The 16,877-nt window shown below is 69.0% G+C and carries 16 protein-coding genes; 8 read left to right on the forward strand and 8 right to left on the reverse strand.

Going from position 1 to position 16,877, the window contains the following annotated elements:
- Window positions 1–230 precede the first annotated feature (230 nt).
- The 8 genes from PV762_RS03400 (at window position 231) to PV762_RS03435 (ending at window position 9,358) form a co-directional block, all read left to right on the forward strand.
- On the forward strand, window positions 231–2,183 hold the full coding sequence (locus PV762_RS03400) for a DEAD/DEAH box helicase (RefSeq protein ID WP_421033604.1): 1,953 nt from the start codon (window positions 231–233) through the stop codon (window positions 2,181–2,183).
- Window positions 2,184–2,215: 32 nt separating this feature from the next.
- Entirely contained in the window at window positions 2,216–2,977 is a 762-nt protein-coding gene (locus PV762_RS03405; RefSeq protein WP_421033605.1) for a DUF1294 domain-containing protein, read from the forward strand.
- Window positions 2,977–3,495 (forward strand): GNAT family N-acetyltransferase, encoded by a 519-nt coding sequence (locus PV762_RS03410; protein WP_421033606.1) that lies wholly within the window; start codon window positions 2,977–2,979, stop codon window positions 3,493–3,495. Before PV762_RS03405 ends, PV762_RS03410 begins: the two co-directional genes overlap by 1 nt.
- 43 nt (window positions 3,496–3,538) lie before the next feature.
- Window positions 3,539–4,963, forward strand: a complete 1,425-nt coding sequence (locus PV762_RS03415) for a hypothetical protein (protein WP_421033607.1) — start codon at window positions 3,539–3,541, stop codon at window positions 4,961–4,963.
- Window positions 4,960–5,673 (forward strand): hypothetical protein, encoded by a 714-nt coding sequence (locus tag PV762_RS03420; RefSeq protein ID WP_421033608.1) that lies wholly within the window; start codon window positions 4,960–4,962, stop codon window positions 5,671–5,673. The genes PV762_RS03415 and PV762_RS03420 overlap by 4 nt, the downstream gene beginning before the upstream one ends.
- On the forward strand, window positions 5,673–8,492 hold the full coding sequence (locus tag PV762_RS03425) for an ATP-binding protein (protein WP_421033609.1): 2,820 nt from the start codon (window positions 5,673–5,675) through the stop codon (window positions 8,490–8,492). The genes PV762_RS03420 and PV762_RS03425 overlap by 1 nt, the downstream gene beginning before the upstream one ends.
- A gap of 166 nt (window positions 8,493–8,658) precedes the next feature.
- A complete protein-coding gene (locus PV762_RS03430) occupies window positions 8,659–9,054 on the forward strand; it encodes a type II toxin-antitoxin system RelE/ParE family toxin (RefSeq protein ID WP_421033610.1) in 396 nt (131 codons plus the stop codon).
- Window positions 9,055–9,076: 22 nt separating this feature from the next.
- Window positions 9,077–9,358 carry a helix-turn-helix domain-containing protein gene (locus PV762_RS03435; RefSeq protein ID WP_421033611.1) on the forward strand — a complete coding sequence of 94 codons (282 nt, stop codon included), beginning with the start codon at window positions 9,077–9,079 and terminating at the stop codon, window positions 9,356–9,358.
- A 63-nt stretch (window positions 9,359–9,421) separates the two neighbouring features.
- On the opposite strand, the gene PV762_RS03440 is transcribed toward PV762_RS03435, so the two are convergent.
- The 8 genes from PV762_RS03440 to PV762_RS03475 all read right to left on the reverse strand — a co-directional run bounded on the left by PV762_RS03440 (window position 9,422) and on the right by PV762_RS03475 (window position 16,841).
- Window positions 9,422–10,192: an ABC transporter ATP-binding protein gene (locus tag PV762_RS03440; RefSeq protein ID WP_421033612.1), complete on the reverse strand. Its 771-nt coding sequence runs from the start codon at window positions 10,190–10,192 to the stop codon at window positions 9,422–9,424.
- A complete protein-coding gene (locus PV762_RS03445) occupies window positions 10,192–11,319 on the reverse strand; it encodes a succinylglutamate desuccinylase (protein ID WP_421033613.1) in 1,128 nt (375 codons plus the stop codon). The genes PV762_RS03440 and PV762_RS03445 overlap by 1 nt, the downstream gene beginning before the upstream one ends.
- 70 nt (window positions 11,320–11,389) lie before the next feature.
- Window positions 11,390–12,076, reverse strand: a complete 687-nt coding sequence (locus PV762_RS03450) for an ABC transporter permease (RefSeq protein WP_421033614.1) — start codon at window positions 12,074–12,076, stop codon at window positions 11,390–11,392.
- Between the two features lie 12 nt (window positions 12,077–12,088).
- The gene (locus PV762_RS03455; protein ID WP_421033615.1) at window positions 12,089–12,781 is read right to left on the reverse strand and encodes an ABC transporter permease; all 693 of its coding nucleotides are present in this window, start codon (window positions 12,779–12,781) and stop codon (window positions 12,089–12,091) included.
- Between the two features lie 94 nt (window positions 12,782–12,875).
- Entirely contained in the window at window positions 12,876–13,682 is an 807-nt protein-coding gene (locus PV762_RS03460; protein ID WP_421033616.1) for an ABC transporter substrate-binding protein, read from the reverse strand.
- 161 nt (window positions 13,683–13,843) lie between these two features.
- The gene (locus PV762_RS03465) at window positions 13,844–14,818 is read right to left on the reverse strand and encodes an alpha/beta fold hydrolase (protein ID WP_421033617.1); all 975 of its coding nucleotides are present in this window, start codon (window positions 14,816–14,818) and stop codon (window positions 13,844–13,846) included.
- 8 nt (window positions 14,819–14,826) lie between these two features.
- Complete coding sequence (locus PV762_RS03470; protein ID WP_421033618.1) at window positions 14,827–15,624, reverse strand: sulfurtransferase; 798 nt, start codon at window positions 15,622–15,624, stop codon at window positions 14,827–14,829.
- A 188-nt stretch (window positions 15,625–15,812) separates the two neighbouring features.
- Complete coding sequence (locus PV762_RS03475) at window positions 15,813–16,841, reverse strand: peptidylprolyl isomerase (protein ID WP_421033619.1); 1,029 nt, start codon at window positions 16,839–16,841, stop codon at window positions 15,813–15,815.
- Between the last annotated feature and the right edge of the window lie 36 nt (window positions 16,842–16,877).

Raw genomic sequence — 16,877 nt, forward strand, 5'->3', positions numbered from 1 at the left:
TTTGACTGTTCCCCGGCGCCTCACCAGGCCCTTCATGCCGACCACCGCGGTTGCTCAGCAATCGCGCCGTGCATGTGTCTTTCCTTCCTGGTGATCGACGCGAGCTTTCTCCCAGCGACATCACGGTTCTGCCGCGATCACAACGATCTTGCGCGGCGACCAGGCGCTCCGGCGCGGACTCCGTCTTGACGGCGTCGGCCCGGCTGTGCACCTTTGGATTGCAAAGACAGATGAGTTTCGACCACGACAAGAACGCCGACGCCCAGATCCTGGACATCAACGAGACCCTGAACGAGACGCCGGACGGCGAACTCGACCTGGCGATCGAGCCCGGCGAACTGGGCGCCGACGCGCCGCCTACCGGCACGCCGTTCTCGGCCCTGGGCCTGCACGACGCGCTGCTGCGCGCCGTCAAGGATTCCGGCTACGAGAACACCACCGAAGTGCAGGCGCAGGCGATCCCGCCGGCGCTCGAGGGCAAGGACCTGATGGTCTCGTCGCGCACCGGTTCGGGCAAGACGGCCTCGTTCATCCTGCCCGCGCTGCAGCAGGTGCTGAACGCCCGCGCCGAACGCACCGCCACCAACAACAAGACCCGGACGGTCGGCCCGCGCGTGCTGGTGCTGGCCCCGACCCGTGAACTGGCGATGCAGGTCGCCAAGTCCGCGATGACCTACGGCCGCCACATCCAGGGCCTGCGCGTCGCCACCGTGCTGGGCGGCATGCCCTACGCGCAGCAGCTGCGCGCGCTGAGCGGCCCGCTGGACGTCCTGATCGCGACGCCCGGCCGCCTGCTGGACCACATCAACAGCGGCCGCTGCAAGCTCGACAACGTGACGATGTTCGTCCTCGACGAAGCCGACCGCATGCTGGACATGGGCTTCATCGACGACATCAACTTCGTCGCCCAGCAGATCCCGGCCGAGCGCCAGACGCTGATGTACAGCGCGACCTTCGCCGGCAACACCGGCCGCCTGGCGTCGCAGCTGATGAAGGACCCGCAGCGCATCGACGTCTCGGGCCACACCGAGTCGCACGAGAACATCGAGCAGCGCCTGCACTGGGCCGACAACGGCCAGCACAAGCGCAAGCTGCTGGAACACATCCTGGGCCTGAAGGACGTCGACCAGGCGGTCGTCTTCACGAGTACCCAGCAGGACACCGAGTGGCTGGCCGAGCAGCTGGAGGCCATCGGCCACCGCGTCGCCGCGCTGCACGGCGGCATGCCGCAGGGCAAGCGCACCCGCACGCTGATGGCGCTGCGCCGTCGCGACCTGCGCGTGCTGGTCGCCACCGACGTGGCCGCCCGCGGCATCGACGTGCCGACCATCTCGCACGTCATCAACTTCGGCCTGCCGATGAAGGCAGAGGACTACGTCCACCGCATCGGCCGCACCGGCCGCGCCGGCCGCTCCGGCCTGGCGGTGACGCTGGCCGAGCGCGGCGACATCTCGATGATCAAGCGCATCCAGCAGTTCACGACGCAGGCGATTCCCGTGTCGCGCATCGAAGGCCTGGAGCCGCGCAACGAAGAGCCGAAGATCTACCCGTCGCGTCCCGGCTTCGACCGCGGCGATCGCGGGGGTGACCGTGGCGGCTACGGCGGCAATCGCGGCGGCTACGGCAACCGTGGCGGCTTCGGCGGCAACCGTCCTCAAGGCGGTTACAACCGCGGCGGCGACAGCCGCTTCGACAACAACGCCCGTTTCGAGCGTCCGGAAGGTCAAGGCCGTCCGCCGTTCGGCGAGCGTCGTGAAGGCGGCCAGGGCGGTTTCGCTGGCGGCCAGGGCGGCCAGCGCTTCGAGCATCGCAGCGAGCGCCCGCAAGGCGACCGTCCGTTCGGCGACCGTCCGCGTTTCGGTGACCGTCCGCAAGGCGGCTTCGGCGGTGCGCCGCGCAGCTACGGCGATCGTCCGCAGCGTGATTTCGGCGGCCCGCGTGAAGGCGGCAACGGCGGCGGCTTCGACCAGCGTCGTCCGGATCCGCGTTTCGATCGTTCGGCCGAGAACAACGACCGTTACGCACCGCGCGCCGAGCGTCCCGCCTTCAACCGGGGCGACGACAGCCGCTTCGAAGGCCGTCCGTCCAAGCCGGCGTTCAACAAGGGGCCGCGTCCGCAGGGCGGCGACGACCGTGGCGAGCGCGGCGGTTTCGTGCCGCGCAAGGGTCCGCGCAAGTTCTGAGCCCCGGCTCGGTGCTTGAGGGGCGCTGAGGGATGCGCGTCGAGGGTCGGATCGTCCAGTGGGATGACGCGAAGGGCTACGGCTTCATCGCGCCGTCAGACGGCGGGCCGAAACGCTTCGCGCACATCAGCGCCTTCGGCCCGCGCGTCCGCCGACCTTTCGTCGGCGAACGCGTCGACTACGAGGCCGGCACCGATGCGCAGGGCAAGGCCCGCGCGCTGAAGGTCCGCAGCCTCGAACCCAAGCCGGCGCCCGCCGGCCCCGCGCCCCGACGCGGTCCGTCCGGTGCTGCCGGCACGGCCCGCGACGGTGCGCGTGCCAAGCCCGCGCCCTCTGCGAAGTCCGCGCGCGGCGCTTCGACGTCCTCCTCCTCCCCCAAGACCTCCTCCGACACCGGTGCCTCGTTGTGGCTGGTGCCAGGCTTTGCCTCGCTGGTGCTGTTGACGCACCTGGCGTGGCCCTTGCCGCGCGGCTTGTGGGGCGTCTACGTCGCGATGAGCTTCGCGACCTTCATCGTCTATGCGCTCGACAAGCGCGCGGCGCGACTGGGCCAGTGGCGCGTCAAGGAATCGACGCTGCATGTGCTCGCGCTGCTGTGCGGCTGGCCGGGCGCATTGCTGGCACAGCACTTGCTGCGGCACAAGAGCGCCAAGCCGACCTTCCGGCGGGTGTTCTGGTTGAGCGTCGCGCTCAACATCCTGGCCTTCGTCTGTCTTTTTACGCCGCTGCTGACGCCGTTCTTCTCGGGAGTCTCCGACCACTGGAACGCGCGATCGGCCGGCTCATCCGTCTGATGCTGCAGTTGAAAGTGATCGGCACCGAGGACGTCCCGCACGTGCTCGCGTTGCAGGCCCAGTGCTACGGGCCCGAGTTCCTGGAAAGCGCCGAGGCCTTCGTGGCCAAGCTGGAGGCGGCGCGCCATCTCCACTGTTCCTACCTGGCCGTCGAGGCCGGCGAGCCGCTGGCCTATGTCGTCAGCCTGCCGGTCGACGACGGGCAACTGCCGGCGCTGGATGCGCCGGCGATCGCGCCGGCGCGCGCGCCCCGCACGCTGTACCTGCACGACCTCGCGGTCTCGCCGGCCGGCCGCGCGAAGCGCCTGGGCCACAAGCTGGTGCAGCAGGTGGTGCATCGCGCCCAGGACATGGGCTTGACGCAGGTCGCGCTGGTGGCCGTGCAAGGCTCGCGGGCGTACTGGGAGCGTCATGGATTCTCCGACGCCGAGGCGCCGCTGAGTGCCGCGATGACCGAGAAACTCGCCAGCTTCGGCTCCGGGGCAACCCTGATGCGCAGGTCCCTGACACCCGTGTGACGGCGGGCCGGAGCGGTCGCTCCGAGGGGCGATAATCCGGCGCATGACAGTGACCCCGGGAGGCGTGGACGACGTGCTGCGCGACGATCTCCCCGAACCCTCTTTCGAAGACCATTTCCGCGAAGGTCAGCTCCCGCAGGACTCGCTCCTGTGGTGGCAGCTGGAACGCAACGAGGCCCTGCTGGGCGCGCAGCGCGCGCTGTTCCACGGCCCGGCCACGCTGGTGCGGCTGCGCGTGTGGGTGTTCATCGAGCTGATGAGCCTGCCGCAGTCGCGGCTCTCGCGCGACGATCTGAACCGCCACTTCCACGTGCTGCGCGACGAGGCGCTGGAACTCGTGCTCAAGCGTCTGCGCGACGCGCAGCTGCTGGCCTGGGATGCGTCCAACCAGCAGTACGGCGTCACGCCGCTGGCGCAGCAGCTGATGGCCATGGTCTCGCCGCTGACGCAAGGGCAGGTCGCGGATGAGGACGGCGACCTGGCCGGCCTGCTCGCCAACGTGGCCGGCGCGCAGCAGCTCGGCACGCTGGAGCCGGCGCAGCTGCAGCATCTGTTGGCGCAGCTCTCGCGGCTCTACAACGAATTTGCCGACGCGATCGCGTCCGGCTCCGAATTCCACCTGCGCCGCGCGCGCATGCGTTTCGAGCGTGCGCTCAAGTTGGTCGAACGCGCCAGCGAGGCGCTGTCCGCGATCATCCGCCAGGCGGAGGACGACGGGAACGCGCGCCTGGAGCGGCTCGCGCGCGAGCTCGGCCTGGCGCAGGCGCGGCTGCTCGCGATGGCGAGCCAGTTCAACCGCGCGCTGCAGCAGGCCGACCGCCAGCGCGTCACGCTGGGCTCCACCGGCATCACGACTACCGACGTGCGGCGCTGGCTGCAGGAGGTGCCGTTCCTGGAGAACCTGGCGCTGGGCGCGCTGTCGCGGCCGGTGCATCCGGTCTTCGTCGCCCAGCACGAACTGCTGGACGGCTGTGAGGCCGAGTTCGAACGCGACCGGCCCGTGCCGCCGACGCCCGAGCCGCTGCCCAGCGGCCTGGCCGCGCCGGAAGGCGAACTGGCCGTGATGAGCCTGCCGCCCGAGATGAACCAGCTGCAGGCCCTGCTGGGCCTGTGGACCGGCGACAAGGTGCAGACCAACGACCTGCGTCCGGCGGTGCTGGGCGGCAGCTATGCGCGCGCCGCCTACCGCGCGCAGCTGCTGCCGCTGCTCGGCGACGTGCAGGCGCAGCATCTGGCCGGCGCGACCGGCGACATGGCGCGTCAACCGTGGCGCGTGCGCTGGTCCGCGCAGCAGGGCGAGATCGACGATGAATTCGTCCGCTGGATGAGCCAGGGTGTCCTGCACTCGACCGAGGTCGAGCCGCCCGTCGAGCCCGACCCCGAACCCAAGTGGCGCCCGCCCGAGCCGCCCGCGCCCAGGCGCGGCCGCCGCAAAGCCGACCCTTCTTCCGAGACTCCCCAGGCATGAGCACTCAACTCGACGACGCCGCCCAACTGGCGGCTCAACTGCTGGCGCGCCGCTGGCTGCCGCGCAACCAGCCGCTGGTGCGCCGCGCCCTGATCGACCAGGAGCTCTGGCGCGCCGTCAACGAGCGCGTGGCCGCCGTCGGCCTGCGCGTCGTGGACAACGTCTACGCCGACCACATCACGCTGGCGATGCTGCGTCCGGCCGAGGTCGCCGTGTTCGGCGAGACCGGCCTGGCCGCCAACAACAACCTCGACCTGCCGCGCGACGGCGTCGCGCTGCTGGTGGTCGTGTGGTCGCTGATCGTGCTGCCCAAGCGCCAGCGCCAGCTCGCGCGCGCCGAGGAAGCCGCCGAGGGGCAGGGCGAGATGTTCTCCAAGGACAAGCCGCTGCCCAGCGCCGCCAGCAGCGCGCCGACGCTGTCCTACCGCAGCCTGCTGGCGGACTTCGGCAACCAGCTGGGCAAGAAGATGCGGCTGGACTCCAACCTCAAGCTGCTCGAGCGCCAGGGCTTCATCACCCGCAAGGGCGAGGACATCTGCGAAGGCCCGCTGCTGGACCTGCTGCTCGACTACGACACGCTGGCCCCGCGCATCCTGGACGGCGCGCTGGCCGACGTGCTCGCGCGCAGCACCGACGGCGAAGCCGGTCCGATGCTCACCGCCATCCTGGCCGCCCGCCACAACGAAGAATCCGATCTGAGCGACGCCTGATGTTTCATCTGCAATCCCTGGAACTGCTGCACTGGGACTACTGCCGCCGCGTCTCGATGCCGCTGGACGGCAACATCATCACCATCGCCGGGCCCAACGGCTCGGGCAAGACGACGCTGCTCGACGCGATGCGCACGCTGCTGGGCCTGGAGTGCTCCGGCGGCCGGACCTACAAGACCTACGCCCGTCACGCCAACGCCGAGCACGCCTGGCTGCGCGCGCTGGTGGACAACCGCCCGCGCAACCGCCAGAACAGCAGCCGGCCGTTCGCGAGCTCGCTGCTGTATTCGGACCAGGTGACGCTGGCCTGCCGCATCTCGCGCCAGGGCGGCGACTGGGTGCGCCGCTACACGCTGGTCGACGGCGTGCAGGAGATCGAGGAGCTCGACACCAAGACCGACAAGGACTGGCTGGGCATCGAGGCCTGGAAGAAGCGCCTGGAGGCCGCCGGACTGACGCGCGCGATCGGTCGCGTGCTTGCGCTGGAGCAGGGTCAGACCGACCGCCTCTGCGAGCTGTCGTCCAAGGAGCTGCTGCGTCTGGTGTTCGAGGTCTTCGGTGACCAGGAAGTACTGGACCGCTACGAGCTCGCCCGCAACCACCAGCAGCAGCTGCTCAAGGAAGTCGAGCAGTCGACGCATGAGCTGTCACATGCGCAGGCGCAGTTGTCGGACCTGGCCAACCGCGTCAACAGCTACCAGCAGTACCAGCTGCGGCTGAAGGAGCGCGAGCGGCTCGCCACCGAGGTCGTGCCCGTGCTGCAGTGGAGCGAGCAGCGCCAGCGCACCGCGCAGCAGCTGCGCGAACTGCATCGCCAGCGCCTCTTCGCCCGTTCCGACGAGCGCGGCATCAGCGACAAGCGCGCGCATCTGCTGGCGCTGTTCAAGGCGCAGGAAGCGGCCAAGGACAAGCTGTCCGACCTGGAGACGCAACGCAAGGAAGCGCGTCAGGCCTTCGAGGCCGCCCGCGACGGTGAGCGTCCGATGGAGCAGCTCGCCAAGCGCGAGGAAGACCTGAAGGCGCTGGCCGCCGTCGAGACCGACGGCGCGGCGCTGACGGCGAAGCTGGAGGAACTCGGCACGCGCCAGCATCAGCTGCGCGAGAGCTTCACGCGCCAGAACGACCAGCAGCGCAAGGCGCAGGCGGCGATGGACGAGCTGACCGGACAGCGGCTGCCGCCGCCGCCGGTCGAGGTCACGCGCTTCCGCAAGGCGCTGGACGAGGCCGGCATCGCGCACCACGTGCTGGCCGATGCGATCGACATCGCCGACGACCAGTGGCGCGCGGCCGCCGAAGGTTTCCTGCGGCCGTCGCGCTGGGTGGTGGTGCTCGCGCATGCGAGCGACGAGGGCCAGGCCTACCGCCTCGCGTCGCGCGAGCGCTACCGGCACTACGTCGTCGCCGACGGGGAGTTCGCGCCGACGGTGAGCCCGAAGGACAGCCTGTTGTCCGTGCTCAAATTCAACGCGAAAGCGCCCGGCTGGCTGCTGCGGCAGCTGGCGTCGATCCGCTGCGTCGCCGACACCGACAAGGGCGCGCAGACCGGCGGCGAATGGATCACGCCGGAGGCGTACTACCGCGACGGCCGCGGCGGTCGCAGCCTGTGGGTCGAGCCGCGCGAGTACCAGTTCGGCGACTCCGCGCTGGACACGCGCCGGGCCTCGCTGGACAAGGAGCTGACGCGTTACGACCTGGAGCTGTCCAAGCTCGCCAAGGAGCAGCTCGAGATCGAGCGCCAGCTCAAGGATGCGCAGCGCGCCGCGCAAGGCCACAAGGCGGCGCAGGAGCTCGTCGAGCGTGCCGAGGAATTCGCCGAGGCGCGGGCGCGCCTGCCCGGCCTGCGCCAGTCGCGGATCGAGGCGGCGACGCGCATGGGCGCGCTCGACCAGGAGCACGACCGCACGGTGGCCGCGGCGACGCGCACCGAGCGCGACTACGAAGCCGCGCAGGCCAGCCTGAAGGCCAGCGAGGACAACGTGTCGCGCGCCGAGCGCGACTGGGCGTCCCGGCGCGACGACCTGATCGCGACGGCGAAGCTCTCGCGCGAGGCCAAGGCGAAGTTCCCCGCGATCTGGCTGCACCCGATGCGATTGAATGCGCTGCGCGATGAATTCGAGAACGCCAAGCAGGCGGAGATCGCGTCGCGCCACGTGCAGCAGGAGCTGGACACCGGCGTGTGGGAAACCGACGTCGGCGTGCAAGAGCGCCACGCGCGCATGCAGATGGCGGTGCTGGAGCAGACCACGCAGCTGGACGACCGCCGCGCGAGCAACGAGATGGCGCGCATCGCCGCGTTCAACGCGCGCGAGCGCTACATCGACGTGCTGCGCGCGACGGTGCGGCGCTACAAGAAGAACGTGCAGGAACTGGGCGAACTGGCCGGCGTGCATGCGCAGGCCGAGCTGCCGCACCTGGACAACGACGACACGGTGCTGGCACAGGCGGGCCTGCACGTGAAGTTCAACTTCGACGGCAAGGGCGAAGTCGGCATGAACGACGGCGAGGCCTCGGGCGGGCAGCAGGTGCTCAAGAGCCTGATCCTGCTGGTCGGGCTGATGAAGGACGACGACGCGCCGGGCGGCTTCGTCTTCATCGACGAGCCTTTCGCGCATCTGGACGTGCGCAACATCCAGCTGGTCGGCCACTTCCTGAAGAGCACGCGGGCGCAGTACCTGCTGACGACGCCGATCACGCACAACGTCGAGGTCTTCGAGCCGTCGGAGATCACGCTGGTCACGAGCAAGAAGCCGCGCGGCGAGCGCTGGGCGCCCCCGATCGCGGTGCTGGCACGGCGGCCGGAGAAGTCGGTCTACGGCTGATCCATCGGCCCCTCGATCCCACGACAGCCGCGCCTCTGCGCGGCTTTTCTTTTTCGCGTCCGCGGGGCGTTCCCCCCATCAGAGGGCCGACTTCAGGACGAGATTCCAGACGGCAAGACTTGGCACTGACGCCTGTCGCAATGATGCGAGGAGGTCCGCGTGACGAGTGCTGTCTATCTGGTCGAAGGCTTTCAACGCTGGATGCGCAAGCAGGCGCTGGAAAGACAGCGACCTCTGTCGCGCCGTGTCTGAAATGGAAAGTGGCTTGATCGATGCAAATCTCGGTAGTGGACTTTTCAAGAAGCGGATCGGACGATCCGGTGCTGGGAAACGCGAGGGCTATCGCGTGATCGTCGCCAGGCATCCCGCGGGACGGTGGTTCTTCGTGGATGGCTATGCGAAGAACCGACTGGACAACGTCGAGCCGAAAGCACTCCGAGCGTTGCGAGAGGAGGGCGCCTGGCTCACAGGCCTGTCGCAGAAGGAGTTGGCCGCGGTGGTCGGCCATGGCCACCTGAAGGAGGTGATGTGTGATGAGGAAAAGGAAGTCCGCCATCGTTGAGCGCGTACTTGCGGAAGGCCGCTTGTGGCACGCTCACGGACTGATCAGCGATGAGCGTCGTCGGTCCTGCGAGATCGTCTGCATGCCCGCGCCGATGCCGCTGGAGCCGGAGGAAGTGCGCGCCATCCGCGAGCGGGACAAGTTGGAACTGGCCGTGTTTGCGGATCTGATCAACACGACGTCGCGACAACTGCGACGGTGGGAGCAGGGCCTGGGCCGTCCGCAGGGTCCGGCGTTGCGCCTGCTGCATCTGGTCCGCGATCGCGGCGTTCACGCCATCTTCCTTCCGCCCGAGCTTCAATGAGCTCGTCGAGATGCGAGAAAGCCCGGGCATGCCCGGGCTTTCTGGCGATGGCGCGCGCGAGGGCTACTTCAGACCGCCGCTCAGGAAAGCCTTGAGCCGCTCGCTCTGCGGCTTGGCCAGCACCTCGCGTGGGTCGCCCTGTTCCTCGACGCGGCCTTGATGCAGGAACATCGTGTGCGACGACACCTCGCGCGCGAAGCCCATCTCGTGCGTGACGACGATCATCGTCCGGCCCTCCGCCGCCAGGTCGCGCATCACCTTCAGCACCTCGCCGACCAGCTCCGGATCCAGGGCCGAGGTCGGCTCGTCGAAGAGCATCACCTCCGGCTCCACCGCCAGCGCGCGCGCGATCGCCACGCGCTGCGCCTCGCCGCCCGACAACTGCGCCGGATAGACGTCCTTGCGGTGCGACACGCCCACGCGCGCCAACAGCGCCTCGGCCTTCTCGATGGCCTGCGCGCGCGGCTGCTTCAGCACATGGATGGGCGCCTCGATGACGTTCTCCAGCACCGTGCGGTGGCCCCAGAGGTTGAAGTTCTGGAACACCATCGCCAGCCGCGCGCGCCAGCGCTGCAGCTGCGCCGCGTCGGCGGACTTCAGGCTGCCGTCGCGGTCGCGCACGAGCTTGAGTTCTTCGGTGCCCAGCTTCAGCGTGCCTTCGAAGGGCTGCTCCAGCAGGTTCAGGCAGCGCAGGAAGGTGCTCTTGCCCGAGCCGCTGGATCCGATCAGCGTGATGACGTCGCCCGGCTTCGCGGCCAGGGACACGCCCTTGAGCACTTCGCGGTCGCCGTAGCGTTTGTGGAGGTTGTCGACAACAAGACTGGCCGCGGACATCAACGGGCTCCCAGGAGTTTTCCGGTGCGGGTCGCCTCGCGCCCCGCGACTTTCGCGACCCGCGCGCCGGCCGTGACCAGGCGCAGCGTGTCGCGTGCAAACAGCAGCCCGTCGGTGGGGCTCTTCAGGTCGGTCACCGACCCCGAGATCGGATCGATCACCTGGGCGATCACGTCGCCTTCGCGGACCGTCTCGCCGACCTCGCGCAGGAAGGTCAGCACGCCGCCGACCGGGGAGGGCACCGGGATGGATCCCGCCAGCGGGCGCGCGTCGCCGACCGGCGCGGGCACCGGCGGCGTCGCGCCGTCCGAGGCGATCACCCCGCGGTGGATCAGGAAGTCCACGATCGCCTGCGCGTCCTTGGCCGCGAGGTCGTGGTGCACGTCCTGCTGGCCGCGCAACTCGACCGTCACCGACAGGCAGGCCTGCGGGATCGGGAAGCGGTCGCCGAAGTGCTTCGCCCATTTCCACCAGACCTGCGAGCAGGCCTCGTCGAACGGGTTGTCGCCCGAATCCGTGGCCAGCAGCGTCACGCCGGCGCCGAGGTAGGCCGCCAGCGGCTCGCATTGCGGCCAGCACGGCGTCTCGGTGTAGAGGTGCATCACGGCCTGCGCGTCGCAGTGCAGGTCCAGCACCACGTCCGCGTCGCAGGCCATCAGCATCAGCGTCTTGCGCAGCGCCTTGAGCTCGGTGTCCGCGGGGGAGGCCTGCACCTCCGTCCTCAACGCGGCGCGCAGCACCGCGACGTTGCGTGCAGGATCGTCGCTCAGACGCGGTTCGGCGTGGCGCGCGGCGGCCTCGATGTGCTCGGGATAGTGGCGGTTGAAGTTTTCGCCCGACAGACCCTCGAAGCGGCCCAGGTGCGATTGCAGCCACCATTGCGAGAGGCCGATCGGATTGGCCATGGGCACGAGGATCACCTCGCCGCGCAGGCGGCCGGCGGCCTCCAGCGCGTCGAAGTGACGGCGCAGGTGCCAGGCGGTGAGCATGCCCGGCAGTTCGTCGGCGTGCAGCGAGGCCTGGATGTAGACCTTCTGGCCCTGGCCGGGCTGGCCGTAGTGCAGCGAGACGAGCTCGCGCTGCGTGCCGGGCGTGGGGCTCGGGAGCGGGTGTTGTCGGAGTTGCATGGGAGTGTCCGGTTCGGCGCGCGGCAGGGGCGCGGCGGCAAGGGAGATTCAGCGGGGCATCAGCGACGCATCAGCGAGGCATCAGCGGCTTGAGCCAGCGCTTCTCCGCCTGATGGAAGAGGCCGACCAGCACCAGCGTCATCGCGAAGTAGAAGATCGCGGCGGTGATGAAGGCCTCGAACGGAATGTAGTAGGTGGCGTTGATGTCGCGGGCGATGCCGGTGATGTCCATGATGGTCACGACGCTGGCCAGGGCCGTGCCGTGCAGCATGAAAATGACCTCGTTGCTGTAGGCCGGCAGCGCGCGGCGCAGCGCGTGCGGCAGCACGATGCGGCGCAGCATGACCCAACGGGTCATGCCCAGCGACTTCGCGGCCTCGACCTCGCCCTGCGGCAGCGAGCGGATCGAGCCGGCGATGATCTCCGTCGTGTAGGCGGCGGTATTCAGCACGAAGGTCAGGCAGGCGCAGAACCAGGCCGAGCTGAACAGCGGCCACAGCGCGCTCTGCTGCATCCATTCGAACTGGCCCAGCCCGTAGTAGATGAGGAAGAGCTGCACCAGCATCGGCGTGCCGCGGAACACGTAGGTGTAGGCCCAGACCGTGCGGGACAGCCACTGGTTCGGCAGCGTGCGCAGCACGGCGAGCGGGATGGCCAGGGCCAGGCCGATGAGCAGCGAGGCGATCAGCAGTTCGAAGGTGATGAGCGCGCCATCGACATAGCGCGGCAGGTTGTCGACGATGGCGTCCAGATTCATGGGAACTCGTGTTTACAGCGAATGGCGACGCACGCCGATGGACAGGCGCTTCTGCAGCTGGTCGAAGACCAGTTCGGACACGGACGTGAAGAGCAGGTAGATCAGCGCCACGGCCAGGTAGAAGACGAAGGGCTCGCGCGTGCCGGCGGCGGCCTGCGAGCCGCGCATCATCAGGTCGTGCAGCCCGATGACGGAGACGATGGCAGTGCTCTTGATCAGCACCAGCCAGTTGTTGGACAGGCCTGGCAGCGCATGCCGGAACATCTGCGGAAAGGTGATGCGCCACGCGACCTGCGCGGGGCTCATGCCGAAGGCCAGGCCCGCTTCGCGCTGTCCCGGCGGCACTGCCAGGAAGGCGCCGCGGAAGGCTTCGGTCAGGTAGGCGCCGAAGATGAAGGCGATCGTCAGCACGCCGGCGATGAAGGGGTTGACGTCGATGTACTCGTCGTGTCCGAGGGACGCGGCGATCGCGTTCACCGCGACCTGTCCGCCGAAGAAGATCAGCAGCATCAGCACCAGGTCGGGCACGCCGCGGATCAGCGTCGTGTAGAGCGTCGCGAGGCCCTTGGCGACGCGGAATGTCGACAGCTTGGCCATCGCGCCGATCAGCCCCAGCACCATGGCCAGCGCCATCGAGCTGAGGGCCACGCCCAGGGTCAATACGGCGCCCTCGAGCAGGCTGGGCAGATAACCGTGCAGGAACATTCGACGGACCTTGTTCGTTCTGAAAGAAAGGGGCCCGGTCCTGCCGGGCCCCGACGCGCCGGAGGACGCCGTCCAGGCGCCTTCCGGCCGCGGATCACTTGGCCGTCTTGCCCGAGATGTCGTACTCGAAGTACTTGTCGTTGAGCTTCTTGAAGGTGCCGTTGGCCTTCACCGCCGCGATGGCGTCGTTGAACTTCTTGCCCAGCGTCTTCTCGTCCGCCTTGCGCAGGCCCACGCCGCTGCCGGTGCCGAAGTACTTCACGTCGTCGTAGCTCGGGCCCACGAACGTGTAGCCCTTGCCGGCCGGCGTCTTCAGGAAACCCATGTCGGCGGCGACGAGGTCGGCCAGCGTCAGGTCCACGCGGCCCGACTTCAGGTCCAGGAAGGCCTGGTCCTGCGTCGCGTAGCGGACGATCTCGCTCTGCTTGAAGGTGTCGGCGGCGAACTTCTCATGGATGGTCGCGCGCTGCACGCCGATCTTCTTGCCCTTCAGGCCGGCGGGCGAGAAGTCGAACTTCGCGTCGGCCTTGGCGGTGAAGCGGGCCGGCGTGTTGTAGTACGGGTTGGAGAAGGCGATGACCTTCTTGCGCTCGTCGGTGATCGACACCGACGCGATGATCGCGTCCACCTTGCGCGACTGCAGCGCGGGGATCAGGCCGTCGAAGTCCTGCTGCACCAGCGTGCACTCGGCCTTGATCTCGGCGCACAGCGCCAGGGCCAGGTCGATCTCGAAGCCCTTGAGCTTGCCGTCGGCGCCGACTTCGGAGAACGGAGGGTAGGCACCTTCGACGCCGATGCGGATCTTCTTCCATTCAGGGGCCTGGGCGTGCGCGGCGCCGGCGGTGGCCAGCAGGGCGCAGGCCGCCAGGGCGGCGCGGGCGATCAGTTGTCGTCGTTGCATGAAGGCTCCTTCTGATTTGAGCGTGAAAACGCGGAGATGCGTGGAATGGACATCCGGTGACGACCTCGGGCGGTTCGAGCCCGCCTCGTCAACATCGGTCGAAGAGGTCGTCCGGACTGGGGGGCATTGTTGCAATGCCGCACGTGCGGCGGCCATCAGGGTTAAGGAGAGTGCAAAAACGTGTGAACCGCCTGGACGGTGGACGCGGGGTCCTCCTCCTGGGGGACATGCCCTAATTCGGGGAAGACCTGCACGGTGCTGTGCGCGATGCCCTGATGCAGGCGTTCGGCCGCGACGGGCGGGATCAGGCGGTCCTTGCCGCCCCACAGGATCAGCGTCGGGGCCTGGATGCGGGCCAGCAGATCGTCGTGCCGTCCGGGCTCGCGCTGGGCCAGGCGCTGCACCATGGCCGCGCGGTTGCCTTCGCGCAGCGCCAGTTCGAAGTGGCGGTCCACCACGGCGGCGGTGACCTTGGCCGGATCGCCATACAGATCGCGCAGGTTGCGGTCCACGATGGGCCGCGGCAGGAAGATGCCGGCCAGCCACTGCAGCGCGCGCGAATTCGGAATGTGGGCCGGATCGGGCATCAGCTCGCTCGGGACGGCGAGGCCGTCGGCGTCGACGAGCACGAGCGCCGCGATCTGCGCAGGATGTCTGGCGGCGTACTGCCAGGCCAGTTCGCCACCCATGGAGCTGCCGCCGAGGACCATGCGGTCAATCTGCAACTGTTGGAAGAACGACAACAGGAACGAGTCATAGGCATCGTTGCCGTAATCGCCTAGAGGCGAGGGTCCGGTGAGTCCGAATCCCGGCAGGTCGAGCGTGATCACGCGGCGCGTCGCGCTGAGCGACTTCACCCAGCCCTCCCAGGTATGCAGGCTGGCGCCGGCGCCGTGCAGCAGCACAATGGGCGGGAGCTCGGTCCTCGGGCCCTCGTCGCGGAAGTGGACGAACTGGGTCTGGCCGCCGGACAGCGTCAGTTCCATGAACTCCGACGGCGGCGGGCCCCAGCGCGCAACCAGGCTTTCCAGCGGCCGGTCCGGCGCGCGGAAGGCCATCGCGAGCAGGGCCGTCGCCAGCACGGCCAGGCCCAGCAGCTTCATCAGCCGGGCGCCGAGGGTGGGGCGGGCGCTCATTCGCTCGATCATTCGATGACGGAGTCGGGCGACGGGGCCAGTCCAGGATCAACGGCGCGGCGCTCGTCGAAGACGAAGCAGTCGCCGTGGTAATGCGCGTTGCCGACTTCCTCGAAATACTTGAGGATGCCACCCTCGAGCTGGTAGATCTTCGCGTCGAGGCCGTGGCGCGCCGCCTCCTGATCGAGGTAGAGCGCCGCCTTCTCGCAGCGGATGCCGCCGGTGCAGTAGCTGACCACGGTCTTCCCGGCGAGCTCGGCGCGGTGCGCCTGGAAGGCGTCGGGGAACTCGCTGAACTTGGTGATGCGCCAGTCGATCGCGTCGTCGAAGGCGCCGACGTCGACCTCAAAGCCGTTGCGCGTGTCCAGCGTGACGACCGGGCGCCCCTCGTCGTCGTGACCCCGGTCGAGCCAGCGCTTCAAGGTCTCCGCCGGCAGCGCGGGCGCGCGCGGCGCCTGGTCCGGGCGGATCGTCGGGTGGTTCATGCGGATGATCTCCGGCTTCACCTTCACCAGCAGCTTGCGGAACGGGACCTCGTCGCTCCAGCTCTCCTTGGGCGCCAGCGCAGCGAAGCGATCATCCTCGCGCAAGGCGTCCACCCACGCGTTCACCGCTTCCGGCGCACCGGCAAGGAACAGGTTGATCCCTTCCTCCGCAATCAGCACCGTGCCCTTCAGGCCCAACGCCTGCGCATGGGCGTGCAACCGGTCCCTCAGCCCCTCCGGCGCGTCGATGGCGACGAACTGGTAGCAGGAAATGTTGAGGATGATCTCGGTGGCGCGATCGGTGGAGATGGCAGTGTTCATGCCGGTGCAGAGGCTGGTGGCCTGGCAGGATCAGGGAAGCGGAAGATTGTAGGCGGGGTGCGGGGAGGCACTGCGGGTGGCCAAGCGCGGGCTCTCCACGATGCAGGAGGCCTCGCGTCCGCGAACCTCCAGCATCATTCCGGCCCCAGTGGCACTTGCTGACCTTGCCGGCGCCTCGCGCCGGTTTTTCAGCGTCTGGCTTCGGGGGACCTGGGTTCGTTGAGCTTCACGTCGGGTGCAGGCACCGGCTTGATGCGCACCGGCACGGCGGCGCTGCACAGGTCGGTGTAGCCGGGGCTGTGGACGAACCAGCCGCCACGATGGCGGCGCGCGTTCAGCAACTCGCTCCAGGTCGGCGTGTCGGTGCGCAGCACCTGCAGCGCGGGACGCTGATCGGCCGGCAGCGCCGAGGCGAGCGACACGCGCTCGATGCCGAGCCGCTGCTCGGGCTTGTCGTAGAAGCCCATCGCGGCACCGCCGCGCGGCAGCGCGGACAGGAACTCCATGCCCTTGAGCACGCGTCCGACCACCGTGATGTTGAGGTCCAGCCCGCGCGGCGCATGGCCGATCACGGCATACAGCTCCGCGCCGGTGCTGGAATCCTTGGCGTTGCCGCGACCGGCGCCGACGGTGCCGTAGCAGTGCGCGAGCCAGGCCTGGCCCGTCTTCGGATCCGCGGCAGCGGGGAAGCCGTCCACCTGGCCGGCGCGCGGCGCCCAGCCCTCGATGTCCGGCATCACCGTCATCGGCACGCCCTTGAGAGGGATGGAGAACTCCGCGGGCAGGTGGGACCTGGCGCCGGCGGGGAAGGGCTTGCCCTTGCCCTTGAGGCCTGTGTCCTCGTCGTCCGCGTTGGGGTCGCCCCATTGGGTGACGAAGTTGTCCTGGACGCGGACGATCGCCAGCCCGTCGTAGTAGCCGCCGCGGGCCAGCGCGCGGATGTTGTCGACGTGCGCCGGCGCGAAACGCGGCGCCAGTTCGATGAAGACCTGACCCTGCGGCAGCGCCATCACCAGCAGGTTGTCCGGATCGACGTCGCGCCAGACGGCGGCCGGCGCGGTGGCGAGGATGTCGGCGCTGCTGCGGGGCGGCGCGGCGGGCTTCTTGGCCGCAGCCGCAGGCTTGACGGCCTTGTCCGCAGGCTCGGCCGCATGCGCGATCATCGGCGCGCACAGCGCCAGGGCCGCCAGCAGGGGCAGGGGTTTCCTCATCGTCATCCGGGCGCTCCGCGAGAGTGTTCGATGGAGGGCGAG

It is taken from the genome of Mitsuaria sp. CC2 (genome assembly GCF_048957715.1).
Taxonomy (GTDB): domain Bacteria; phylum Pseudomonadota; class Gammaproteobacteria; order Burkholderiales; family Burkholderiaceae_C; genus Roseateles.